Annotated in this window: 8 protein-coding genes; 4 read left to right on the top strand and 4 right to left on the bottom strand. The window is 33.5% G+C overall.

Annotated elements, in window-relative coordinates; genetic code table 11:
- Positions 1 to 16: 16 nt before the first annotated feature.
- From IAE20_RS08790 to IAE20_RS08775, 4 genes are all read left to right on the top strand, one after another.
- Entirely contained in the window at positions 17 to 1,549 is a 1,533-nt protein-coding gene (locus tag IAE20_RS08790; RefSeq protein ID WP_200482113.1) for a site-specific DNA-methyltransferase, read from the top strand.
- Between the two features lie 9 nt (positions 1,550 to 1,558).
- Positions 1,559 to 4,252 (top strand): DEAD/DEAH box helicase, encoded by a 2,694-nt coding sequence (locus IAE20_RS08785; RefSeq protein ID WP_200482114.1) that lies wholly within the window; start codon positions 1,559 to 1,561, stop codon positions 4,250 to 4,252.
- Between the two features lie 94 nt (positions 4,253 to 4,346).
- The gene (locus IAE20_RS08780) at positions 4,347 to 6,461 is read left to right on the top strand and encodes an ATP-dependent nuclease (protein ID WP_200482115.1); all 2,115 of its coding nucleotides are present in this window, start codon (positions 4,347 to 4,349) and stop codon (positions 6,459 to 6,461) included.
- Positions 6,452 to 8,143 carry a UvrD-helicase domain-containing protein gene (locus IAE20_RS08775; RefSeq protein ID WP_200482116.1) on the top strand — a complete coding sequence of 564 codons (1,692 nt, stop codon included), beginning with the start codon at positions 6,452 to 6,454 and terminating at the stop codon, positions 8,141 to 8,143. The genes IAE20_RS08780 and IAE20_RS08775 overlap by 10 nt, the downstream gene beginning before the upstream one ends.
- 42 nt (positions 8,144 to 8,185) lie before the next feature.
- Here IAE20_RS08775 and greB read toward each other — a convergent pair whose 3' ends face one another.
- From greB to gmtY, 4 genes are read right to left on the bottom strand one after another with little or no spacing between them, the layout of a single operon-like run.
- On the bottom strand, positions 8,186 to 8,659 hold the full coding sequence (gene greB / locus IAE20_RS08770; protein ID WP_200482117.1) for a transcription elongation factor GreB: 474 nt from the start codon (positions 8,657 to 8,659) through the stop codon (positions 8,186 to 8,188).
- Positions 8,656 to 9,267 (bottom strand): gamma-mobile-trio protein GmtX, encoded by a 612-nt coding sequence (gene gmtX, locus IAE20_RS08765; protein ID WP_200482118.1) that lies wholly within the window; start codon positions 9,265 to 9,267, stop codon positions 8,656 to 8,658. The genes greB and gmtX overlap by 4 nt, the downstream gene beginning before the upstream one ends.
- Positions 9,257 to 12,025 carry a VPA1269 family protein gene (locus IAE20_RS08760; RefSeq protein ID WP_200482119.1) on the bottom strand — a complete coding sequence of 923 codons (2,769 nt, stop codon included), beginning with the start codon at positions 12,023 to 12,025 and terminating at the stop codon, positions 9,257 to 9,259. The genes gmtX and IAE20_RS08760 overlap by 11 nt, the downstream gene beginning before the upstream one ends.
- The gene (gene gmtY / locus IAE20_RS08755) at positions 12,022 to 13,332 is read right to left on the bottom strand and encodes a gamma-mobile-trio recombinase GmtY (protein ID WP_200482120.1); all 1,311 of its coding nucleotides are present in this window, start codon (positions 13,330 to 13,332) and stop codon (positions 12,022 to 12,024) included. Before gmtY ends, IAE20_RS08760 begins: the two co-directional genes overlap by 4 nt.
- Positions 13,333 to 13,426: the final 94 nt, after the last annotated feature.

Genomic DNA, 13,426 nt, shown 5'->3' with positions numbered 1-13,426 from the left:
TACATTCAGTGATGTTATGCCTTTACTTGATTGGGTCAATCGAAACCAAGCTGAAGAAACAGCAACCAATGTGCCTTATCATCTTTTAAAATTTGAACAATCATATGGTGATAAGCAACAAGCAAAAGAAAACCTAATTATTCAAGGTGACAATTTACAGGCATTGAAAGCATTGCTCCCGCTTTATGGAGGTCAAGTAAAATGTATCTTCATTGACCCTCCATACAACACGCAATCTGCTTTTGAGCATTACGATGATAAGCTAGAACACGCCCAATGGCTTTCAATGATGTATCCACGTTTGCAACTACTAAAAGAGCTTTTAGCTGAAGATGGTTCAATTTGGATTACACTTGATGATAATGAAGTACATTATCTTAAAATTTTATGTGATGAAGTTTTTGATAGGAAGAACTTTGTTGCTAATATTGTTTGGCAGAAAAGAACATCACCTGATGCTAGATTACATTTGAGTACTGCTCAAGATAATATTCTCGTATTTGCTAAAAATAAAAACCAATTTAGTTTAAAAAAATTAGCACTCACCCACGATCAAGCAAAAAATTACAAGAATCCTGATAATGATCATCGAGGTGTTTGGGTATCTACAGATTTTACAGCCCAAGGGTGGCGACCTAATCAAATGTATAAGATTACTGCACCTCAAGGCATAGAATATGATCCACCAGAAGGAAGATGCTGGTCTAATATAGAAAGTGAATTTATTAAGCTTAAGAATGATGAACGAATTTGGTTTGGTCAAAGAGGAGATGCAAGACCACGTATCAAAAACTTTTTGAGTGAGCATGACGGAATAAGTGCTTGGACTTGGTGGGCAAACTCTGAAGTTGGGCATAATCAGGAAGCCAAAAAAGAAGTTAACTTAATTTTTGGTGCTGATAATACATTCGATACACCAAAGCCTGAAAGATTATTAGAGCGCATTCTACATTTAGCGACCAATTCAAATGACATTATTTTAGACTCATTTCTAGGTTCAGGTACAACGACTGCTGTTGCTCATAAAATGGGAAGACGTTATATCGGTATTGAAATGGGTGAACATGCAAATACCCATGTAATTCCACGGCTTGAAAAAGTAATTGAAGGTGAACAAGGTGGTATTTCTTCTGCTGTGAACTGGCAAGGTGGAGGCGGTTTTAGCTTCTATACTCTTGGTACTCTTGTCTTTGATGATAATGGTTTCTTAAATGCCGATGTAAAATTTAAAGACCTTGCCAGTTATGTATGGTGGCTCGAAACTAAATCTGCATTAAACCAAGCTGAAAACTTTGATAATCCATTCTTAGGTATTCATGAAGGCAAAGCCTACTACTTGCTCTATAACGGTATTTTAGGTGATCGACAACCAAATGGTGGAAATGTCCTGACGTCTTCTGTATTGAATCATTTAAATGAATGTCATTCTCATGAGGGTAAACGAATCGTGATTGGCGAAGCCTCCCGTTTAAGTCCTGCTCGATTGGAAGCATTGGATATCGAGTTTAAACAAATTCCATATTCACTTTATGGCAATAAGGCTAAGTAAGGATTAATCATGTCACTTCAATTAAAAAATTATCAAGTTCAGTCTTTGCAAGCTTTAGAGCAATTTTTTACTTTGGCTGCATCATTTGGGGCAGAAAGAGCTTTTAAGCAGTGTGTGAGCGAAAATATTCAGTATAACGACCGTTTAGAAGGCATTCCAAGCGTATGTCTGCGTGTTCCCACAGGTGGTGGTAAAACCTTACTAGCATCACATAGTATTCCTATTGCAGCTCGAAATTATGTAAATACGGATACGCCTATTGTCTTGTGGCTTGTTCCAACGGATATGATTCGTCAGCAGACACTTGCAGCCTTGGCAGATGTAACACATCCTTATAGACAAGCTTTGCAAGGTTACTATGGTGATAAATTAAAAATTTGCGATATTGAAAGCTTACAAACATTAAATAAACATGATGTTAATCAATCATGTATTTTAATTGTGACCACAATTCAAATTTTTAATATTGACAAAGAAAAGACATTTCAACGTAATGCTTACGCTTTTGATGAGTCATTAAGTGAACATTTTACAGACTTGAAAGATTTTCAGACTCAAAATATGGATAGAGTTACGGCTGATACATTGCAATATCAGCCATTCTTGACTGAAAAAGATATAGGGCGTGTAAAGCATTCGTTGGTGAATTTCTTTAATCTGCACCGACCAATTATCATTGTCGATGAAGCACATAAAAACCGTGGTGGTAAGACCTTCTTTCCTACGCTGAAGCGTTTAAATCCTAGTTGCTTGGTTGAGCTAACTGCGACACCTAAAGATAATAATGTGCTTTATTCAGTATCAGCTGCTGAACTCAAAGTCGCTGAGATGATCAAGCTACCAGTCGTTCTGACTGAACATCCACATAGTTGGCAAGACTGTATTCGTGATGCACTTATTCAACGTCAAAAATTAGAGGTGTTGGCTCAAAGTGAAAAAGAATATATTCGTCCAATTTTGTTGATTCAAGCGCAGGATAAAAATGGTGAAGCGAATGTAGATGCCGTAAAACAGCATTTATTAAGCGAATATGAAAATATAACTGAAGAATGGATTGCGATCTCTACAGGGCAAACCAAAGAGCTTGAAGATGAAAATCTGTTTAGCCCTACGAGTAAAGTGAAGATTGTCATCACGGTAGAAGCTTTAAAAGAAGGTTGGGATTGTTCTTTCGCTTATGTACTTGCGAGTTTGCAGAACATCAATTCAGCTACTGATGTGGAGCAACTATTAGGTCGTGTCTTGCGTATGCCATACGCAAAATTACGCCAAAATGACGAACTCAACAAAGCCTATGCTCATGTTATTTCTAGTTCTATAGCTCAAGCGACCATGCTACTTAAAGACCGTATGGTACAAAATATGGGCTTTAATAAATGGGAAGCTGATACAGCTATTGTTGTGAATCCTCAACCTGAATTAGATCTAGGTCAAACAGGTATTGGTGGAACCAAACCTAAAACTCCTGAAGTCATTATTTCTGTACCATTTGAAGTCAAGGCAGATACTATTCCTACAGGATTACAACCTTCAGTTCAGAAACTAGATAACAGCCAAGGTACATCTTTAGTTATCAATAAAGGTACAACTGACGAAGAATTTGACCAAATTGAACAGGCTGTTATTGATCAAGCAACTCCAAAACAGAAAGCTCAAGTGAAAGAAGCCTTTGATGATGCTCGTGCCGAAAGACAAGCTCATCAAGCACCTGAGAACTGGAATGCGACATTTGCATTGATTCCGCAATTAGGTTTATTTGTTGACGGTGAATGGCAAGTTGCTGATAAAGAGACGATTGAAGACTCCGTGGAATGGAATTTACTCGATTTTCCTGTGCAGCTTGAAGGTTTTAATATCAGAGAAACTGTAAATAGTTTTGAAATTGATCTAAATATTGAAGATCAAGAATTAAAGTATGGACAATTAGGTAGTCAACAAATTCAATTTTCTAACATGCCAACACTTATCACTGAAAATGATTTACTAAACTGGCTTGATCGTAAAGTTAGACGTCAAGGTTTAACACAAATCCAATTACGGGCTTATTTAACAAAACTGATTAGTTATTTGTTAAATGTACGAAATTTCACTTTAACTCAATTGCATCGTGCTCAGTTCCAACTGTCACTTGCTGTATCAAATGAATTAGACCGCTTATTCGAATTAGCTCGTAAAAAGGCTTTTCAGGGTGATTTATTTAGTCAGTTACAAGTCGCGAATGAGCCACAACTTGAAAATAGTTTTGAATTTAAACGTGGTATGTACCCAGTTAAGAAACCGTATCGTGGAAGTTTTAAATTTAAGAAGCATTTTTATGCCCAAATTGATGATTTAAGAGAAAAAACAGACGGTGGCAATATTTCTGAAGAGTTCCAATGTGCTCAGTTATTAGACCTACATCCTAAAGTTAAATATTGGGTAAGAAATATTCCTAAGCAACCACAATATTCTTTTTGGCTACCTACTGAAAAAGACTATTTCTATCCTGACTTTGTTGCTGAGTTGGTCGATGGTTCTATTTTTGTTTTAGAGTACAAAGGTGGTCATTTAGATACTGCTGATGATGCCCGAGTGAAAAATGCTATTGGTAAGCAATGGGCTAAAGATAGTAATGGTAAACGAATATTCTTGATGGCTAAAAAGCAAGATGAAGTTGGGCGTAGTTTAGAAGAGCAGATTAATCAGATTTTATTAACAAATTAAAATTGTTAAATAAAACAACACAACTAAGTGTTGTTTTATTTAATTAAAAATACTTGAGAGTAAACTTTAAAATAATTTTTTGAGTGAGGGATAAATGTTTATATCAAAGATCGAAATAAAGAATTTTCGTAATTTTAAACATCAAGAAATAAGTCTTAATGAAGGTGTAAATGTAATAATTGGTCATAACAATGCTGGAAAAACTAATTTATTGACAGCTCTTTCATTAGTTGTAAATCCTGATAAAAATAAAAGATTAGATGTAGATGACTTTAATAAAAATGTTGCATTTTCAGAGCTAAAGACATCCCCCCCTAAGATAAGTATTCAAGTCACTTTAAAAAAAGGATGTGATTCATTACCAGATGATTTAGCTATGGTTGCAAATTGGCTGACTAAGCTAGAATCTGATTTTGAGGCTAAATTGACTTATGAATTTTTTCTTCCAGAAAAAGAAGTTCCTAAATATATCTTAGCCATGTCAGAAATTGATGAAACTCAGAAAAATTGTCGAAATACTGCATGGAAAACAATAAAAAATGAATTTATACGACTTTATTCTTATAAAATTTACGGTGGCGAGATTGCTAATCGTGCCATAGCAGATGGGGAATCACTCAGCAAATTTGATTTTCAATTCTTAGATGCGATCCGAGATGTAGAAAGGGATATGCTAACAGGGAAAAATACATTATTAAAAAATGTATTTGATTTCTTCATGGACTATGACATTAAAAGTGATTCCATAAAATCTGAAGAAAATAAAATTACAGAAATTAAAACACGAAAAAATAAATTTTTATCAGACATTGAGCCAGTGATTAATTCTATTCAAAAGCGTATGGAATTAGGAAAAGAACAAATATTATCTTATGCTGATGGAACAGGTGCTTCATTTAATAAGGCTAAACCTAATTTTGAAGGAAATATTTCAGATATAGAAATGTTTTCTTTTCTAAGATTAATTATTGAATATGAAACAGGGATTAAAATACCAGCAACTCATAATGGTTTGGGTTATAATAATCTGATTTTTATGTCCTTATTACTTGCTAAAATGCAAGTAAATTCTGACGGAAAGTATATGGGTGATAATGCAAAAGTATTTTCAGTATTAGTTATTGAAGAGCCTGAAGCCCATCTCCATCCAGCAATGCAATATAAGTTCTTACAATTTTTAAAGAAGAATAAAAAAGAAGGAAAAGTACGACAAATTTTCGTAACTTCACATTCTACCCATATTACATCTGCGGTTTCACTTTCAGAAATTATTTGTTTGTATAAAGAAGCTGATGAAACAAAGATTAGTTATCCTGATACGATTTTTCCTCTTGATGGAAAAAGTAAGAGATATGTACAAAGGTTTCTTGATGCTACTAAATCAGACATTTTATTTGCACAGAAAATTTTGTTTGTAGAAGGAATTGCTGAGCAACTATTAATGTCTATTTTTGCTAGATATATTGGTAAATCTTTAGAAGATCATCATGTTGGTGTGGTAAATGTTGGTGGGCGATACTTCACACATTTCCTACATTTATTTGATAGCAACAAACCTAAAACAATTTCTAAGAAAATTGCTTGTATCACAGATATTGATCCAGAAAGAAAAATGAAACCTACTGATCCTACTGATCCTACTGATCCTACTGATCCGATGATAGATTTATTAGATGAAACATCAAATTATAAAAAATGTTATCCATTTGAGTTCGGTGTTAATTATGATGAATATGACTATAAACAAAATGTTTATCCTGCTTATGATAAACATCCGAATATTTGTTTTTTTAGCCCAGACAAAATTTTAGGGAAAACCTTAGAGTATGAAATATTAAGAGTTAATCCTACAGCAGATTTTTTAATTACTGACTATATGTCAAATCAAGATGAAATTAAAAAATTAATGCAAGCTTATAAAGATGAAAAAAGCCTTGAAGATATTGTTACCCTTCTTAAAAAGAAAAGTAAAGAAAATACCCGCATTGTTAAAAGCATTAAAGCTAATACAAGTCTTGATTGGACTGTTGATAATAAAATTAAAGCTCTTATAGCTTCACGTTATCTTAATTCAGTTGGTAAAGGTGAGAATGCTTTAGAGCTAGCAAGAATTTTAGAAGAAAATCTGGAAAAAAAAGGTACACCTGATTTTAAGGATTTTATTGTCCCTACTTATATTAAGGAGGCAATTGAATTTTTATGTCAATAATACAGATAGATTCTAATAAAAGGCTTGATCATATTGAGCATCATTTTAAAGTTAGTGCTGGACCAGGAGCAGGTAAGACACATTGGTTAGTTGAACATATAAGAAATGTGCTCCACCACTCAAATCGACTTGGTAAAATACGAAAAATTTCCTGTATTACTTATACGAATATAGCAGTTGAAACAATTTTGGCTAGATTGGGTACTTCTGCGACTCAAGTAGATGTCTCAACAATTCATAGCTTTCTTTATCGTCATATAGTTAAACCTTATGCCTTTTTGATAGCTGATGAGTATAATTTAGACTCCTCTAAACTTGATGGGCATGATGAATTAAATCACTCTTACAGTAAAATAAATAATTGGTTAGAATTAACTAATCAAAAATATTTTATTAGTGAGCAAAGTAAATTAATAGATGCTTTAGATTCTGTTCAATGGCAATTACAGAATGATGGCGAAATATATTTGCAACTTCCTGCTACTAAAGCCTATGTAGGTAAAATTACTAACTTATATATTAAAAAAGCTAGTTATATTGATTATAGAAGACAGCATTGGTTATCAGGAAAAATTCATCATGACGATGTTTTATTTTTTAGTTATCAACTGATTACAAAATTTCCTTATATCTTGGAAGTGATCAGAGCTAAGTTTCCATACTTTTTTATTGATGAGTTTCAAGACTGTAACCCTATTCAGCTTGCTATAATAAAAAAAATTGCAGAGTCCGAGACTATAATCGGAGTTATAGGTGACCCTGCACAATCTATTTATGAGTTTCAAGGGGCAGTGTATACCCAATTCAATTCTTTTAGCTTACCCAACATCAAATTTTATGAAATGAATTTTAATAATCGAAGTACCATTCAAATTATTAATGTATTAAATAAAGTCAGATCTGATATTACCCAAATTTCAGTAAGGCAAATAGAAGGTAACTTACCATCTTTGCTGATTGGCAATCAAAACCAAACAATCCAAGCTGTGAAAAAATGTTGCGGTGATAGTGATTTTTGTAGCTTATCTCGTCTGAATATTGACTCAAATGTACTGAAAAGTGAACTAGATAGTAATACTTTAGTAAATAATTTATTTGATAGGTTGGTAGAAGATAGTAATCAAGAAAGAAGGAAAATTTTGGCTTATCATGTTAAAGCTATTGAATTAGCAAGAGAAAAAAAATTTAAAGATTCCTTCAAAGAATTGTCAAAGATTTTTCCAGTAGAAACCTTTTCATTAGCTTTCTCATTAACTTATTTGTCGAATCTATTATCTGAATATGATGATTTTAAAGATAAAAGCTTAAGTCACTTTATTGAAATTATAAGACAACTTTCAGGACTTACTGTCGCTAAACTACAAAAAGGGAGAGCTAAAGAACTATATGATAATCATATATATAATCAAATTAGTATATGTGTAAATATTCCTGATGATACGACTTTAAGTAAAACAATTCATAAGTCAAAGGGTGATGAGTTTGATAATGTGGTCTTATTCTTAAAAAGTGAAAATGATCTTGAGTTCATAACAAATCCAAATTTAATGATAAACGAAGAACATCGTATAAATTACGTTGCTATCAGTCGAGCTAAGTACAGGCTCTTTATTTCAGTACCATCATTAGATACTGTAAATGAGCCTAAGTTTAGTGAGCACTTTGAGATTGTAAGATGCTAGAAGTAAATATTTGAGTAGAAAGCTAATGCTGAATATAACCATTTATTGGTTATATTCAATTTGGCAAATATACCAATTTTTCTTACCAGTAGGTGTATTTACTTGAATTTCATCATCTACAGACTTACCTAAACAAGCCTTTGCGATAGGTGATTGCAACGAAATATAGTCTTTACGGCCATAAATTTCTTCATCTCCAACGATGCGAAATTTAATAGTCTCTCCCTCATCATTTTCCAATTCCACCCACGCACCAAAATAAGCTTTTCCATCTTGTTCTGGACTATATTCGACTTTGTGAGCGACTTCAAAAAGTTTAGTTAAATATCTAATCCTACGATCAATTTCACGCAGCTTTCTTTTATTATAGATGTAATCAGCGTTCTCAGATCGATCGCCGAGACTAGCTGCCCAAGACACAATTTTTGTAATTTCAGGGCGTTCTTTACGAACTAAATCATTTAACTCATCTTGTAAACGTTGATAACCTTCAGCCGTTAATAATTTACGATTCAAGACAAATACTCCAAAGCCTTGCGTAAGGCATCTAATGTTGAAATTTTAAAAACAGGCTTATTAGATTCATCGACTAACTCACCAAAACGAGTAGGCTTTAAATTCCATTTTCTTTGAAAATCAGTAGACAGTAAATATTGTAATGCCCGCACTTCTTGATCAGAAAGCTTAAAAGATTCATTGGGTATCATATTCTTATGATCATAAATATCAATCCTTTGTTTGGGTGGAATGATTTCACGGATCATCTGTTGAGCTTCTTTTAACTCAGATGCCATAATGCGTACAAGCAATTGATGTTTGGGATTTTGAATTTCCTCAATCCATGTATTTTCTGTATGTGATGGTTTAACCAAGTTGGGCTTCTGTGATGAAACATCTGCAAAACATTGAATCAATGCTCTATATTTCTCACCTGTCTTATTCCTGATGCTTTGTGCTTTAGGAACACCTCTGTTAAACCCTAAATTAGCAATTGTACTTACAGAAAAATCCTGAATTCCACGCTTCTGTTGCTCAATACATACTTCATAAATTGCATCGAGCGACTGTTGAATTTTTAGAGATGAGCCATGTTTTAATTTATTTAGTAACTCTTCAGGATTCATGACTCGCCTCAATCAAAGTTGGTGAATTATGTAGAATGAGCTCAATTTCTGATTTTTCAATTTTTTCTGTTTCAGAAAGCTCGATCAATTTAAGCTTGCCGTCTATAACACTTTGTACTTTATCCCAAGATTTGAGGCGACTCATCAATAATTTAAAAATTTGATTGCCTGCTGAAAGTTGCTGTTCTTTAGACAACATGAATAAAGCCGGCATAATTTCATTAAACATCGCCATTTTATCAATAAACTGAGTCCTTGGATAAATAGCTTGATCTGCATTACAAGATTTATAGATGGCTGCATTTTCACAGACTTCTTGTAATTGTTGATAATGGCTCACTTCTTCCATTTCTAATATCAATTCAGCATTAGGGGCTGTAATTAAAGAAAGTTTTTCATCGCTCTCTATAAGGGGATTGTTGTTTATGAGCTTGTGGCATTTCGTAATATGACTATACGCTGCTTGAATATCACACAAAAGCATATCCAATTTCTTAGCAGCAGTTTCATATTCTGATTCGAAATTTCGAAGTTCAGTCTCGAGATTTGATCTTTTGGGAGTACCTTCAAATTTTTCTTTCTTTAAGTTGGCTATATATTCTTCTTTTTCAATATTATCAATATCTTGATTAATCTGATTGATTTTAAATTGTAGTTTGGAACATATTTCAGATTGATCATTGGATTGGAGTAATATCTCATTTGTAATTGCCAATAAACCACCGATAAAGGCAGGTCCAGTTATAAAATGTCTACAACGGATACAATTTTGAGTTCCTAAATAACCTTGAGGTGTAGGGGTATAGAATGAACTACTTTTTATTAACTCACCGCCATCCTCACATCTTGAAGCTGCAAAAGGGCAAATACCATAATCTCTAAAAATAAAATTACCCGCAGGAACCTCATTAGATAAAGCTTGCAGCAACTCCAAATTATTACCAACCAATTGATTTTTAACACTTTCAATTTTATTTTGTTCAATTGTTCTTTGAATAGATTCAACTTCAGATTTTAAGGCTATTTTTTCACCTTCTTCTAAACGAGTTCTAATGTCATGATTGGAAATTTTGCAATAATAAATCGACATGATCACGGAGCTATGCCCTACGATTTTCATCACGATTTCAATAGGCATACCCATTTCAAGAACATAGGCTGTAATGAGGCTAACACGCATGCTATGAGGGGTATATTTAGACTTATACGCACCTAAAATTGCTCTATTTCCTTCAAGCGTAGCTAAGCAAAGATTTGAGGGTTGTATATTATAAAGAGCAGTCGCTAATCTTGGGGTTAAAGCATTTCCGACATTTGCTGGTTCAAAATCATTAAAGCGCCTAAAAAGAAAACAATTTAATCCTTTGGCTTTTCTTTGCACCTCATTTAAATTTGTTCTTTGGCAATCAATCCAAGCACTAGGATATGCGATAGGATTATATTTTTGTTGCCATTTTCGAAGCCTAATTAGCCAATATGCTAGATCTTCGGGTATCCACGGAATTGTGTAACCTTGCCCGTTGTTATTTGTTTTATTTGTAGTGGTAAAGATACCTATTTGACCATCAGGCATTCTTTTTATGAATGATTGTTCTTTAGTCAATCCAGAAAGTGGGGAATTATTTTTTTGCCAAATTACTTTGTTTTGCTGATCTAAATCTGCAATATACTCATCGGCTTCACCAGAATCATTATAGGCGATTTGTCGTCCTCTTAAGGGAACTTTGGTGAGTGCATAAGTATGAATCCAGTCTGTTGGACACCATAAATATGCTTGATTATCAATTACACGGTAAACACAATCTAAATCATGTAAATCTAATTGATCAAAGCTTACTTTTACCCAATCGGCATCGAATTTATGAAGGTGCTCCAAATCTTGAAAGCTTTTTGCATTGGTTGGAATAATCCATTCTTGGGCTTTTTTAACAAAATGGTATTGTAAGCATGGCTTTGTTGTTTCAGAGCGGATTGAGCTAGATGATATATTTTGTTGATTGAGTAAAAGGGAGAACGGATTTCGAGCATTATCGACTCGTACTATTTCGCCTGTTTCTTCATCTTCAATCGTTAAATCATTATCAATAATATAATCTAAGAATTCATTGACATAAACAACGAGTTTCCTCCTCATTGGTTCAGATTCTATATTTTCAAGAATATCTCGAAAGGGTTTTACATCGAATTTTTCCTGTATAAGAAAAGCGTGTGGTGTTTTGCTTTTATCAAATTGTTCAATATAAAGTCGAACGAAACGACAAAGCTGAGTTTCTTTAGTGCCTCCGCCACGGGCTTTAGTCATAAATTCTTTTATCTTAATTGCCCAAGTGACATAGTCAGGAGAAATAAAATCTGGCTTAAATGGTTCTGTTTTACCTAAAAATTTATACCAGTTTTTCCATTCATTTGGATATGCAGTTTGTGGATCAAGTGGAAGACTTGGATCATTTAATTTTAAAATAAAAGCTTTGTATTCTTTAGCATTTTTAAGATTTTTGTTTTCAATCAAATTTTTTAGTTCGACATATGAAATAAAATCAGCTATTTCAAAAAAAGCTTTATAGCTAATCCATTCGTCATAAATTCTTTCAGGATGAGCAGGTAGCCCATATTCTCTATATTTCTGTTTATAGAGTACTGAGTTTGTAATACCTTCATTTTTACAAAATTGTTTTAAAGAATCTAAGTCAGGAAAAGTCGAAAACTCTTTATTAAATCGTTTACTTTCAATTTGTCTGGTTGCTTGAGGTTTAATCATTTAATCGCTCTCAACTTTTCTTGGACTTCTTCAATTGTTGGTTTGATATAAACAAGGCATGAAGTTGGACTTTTATGATGCATAGCTTTTTGAATTTCGACTTGATTTAAACCAGCCTGACGCGCACGAAATCCATATGCATGACGATGACCATGCTCAGTCGTACCAAGAGATTTTTTGCAAGTTAGTCCGATGCGCTCTACTGCACGTTTATGCAGGCGTTGAAAGTTTTTTATAGTTTCAGGCTCACCTAAATTATTTGTAAATGCAAAAGGATGTGGATTACTTTTCAGCGGCTCTACACGCTGATATTTGAGATAGTTTGCCCAAATTAATAAGAAATCTTTAGCTTTTTCAGGTGGGTTAAATACAACCTCAAAGTAACCTTGTTTAGATGTAAGTAATGGGGACTTCCATCCTGCATATAAACGTTCGGTAAATGGATAGTTATTTCTAGGCTTCAACGATGTTTTGGATAAAAGAAATTCACGTCTATTTTTGAAATGAGGGTCTGGAGCTAGACCTAATTCAGGATGATAAACACGAACAAGAGCTTCTTGAGGACGGTTTGGGTTTAATGCGATATCTGAAGTGTAAATATGAAAAATTTCACTTTTCCTAAGCCCACCGTAATTCATCAACATCGTAATCGCTTGCGATTTATAGTCATATTTTCCATTTTTTTCGAACCCTAAGTAAATCAATCTTTCAATTTGATCTTCAGGAAAGCGAACTGCATATTCAAAATCAATCAGGTCTTCATTGAACGATCCAACCAAACGAACTTGCTGCTGTGATAAATCTCTTTTAGTTAAGTGATTTAGAAAGACATTTGCTTGTTTATGATAATAAGCGCACCAATTTAGACGCTCTTCATAACTTGTGGCTTTGCGAAATGGATTTACACGAATTGTTGAATGTTCATCCTGTGAAGTCAGAAAATCAGTGTAATGGGTAATATGAAATAATAGATTATTGGTATCTCTGACTGTGCGTGGTCGCCAATAAAGATCAAGAGAATCTGTACGGGTTGTTGGGTCAATTGTTCCTGTGATTAATGCCTCGGTGAAAGCTTTGAGTAATTTAGTAGCATTCTCAATTTGTGGAACTGAATTTATATACTTCAATAAAAGTTTAAGTGCATAACAAGATCTTTCTTTCCATGATTCACTTTTTGAATTAAACCAAGCCAAATAGCGCAAATGAGAAATGATGACTCCTTTCTCAGTCAAGAGGCAAGGCAAGACCAAGGTGGTTTGAGTAGAACAATCTTTGTAATTTACATAAATTTTCTTAACGTAAGCCATATACTATTTAGTATGAAGTATGGGGTTTTTATAATTAGAAATTATCATTATTTGATCAATTGTCAATATAAAATGTTAGAAATAGTATGTTTTA

It is taken from the genome of Acinetobacter sp. S54 (assembly GCF_016624945.1).
Lineage (GTDB): Bacteria > Pseudomonadota > Gammaproteobacteria > Pseudomonadales > Moraxellaceae > Acinetobacter.
This window is presented reverse-complemented; position numbering and strand designations above follow the sequence as displayed.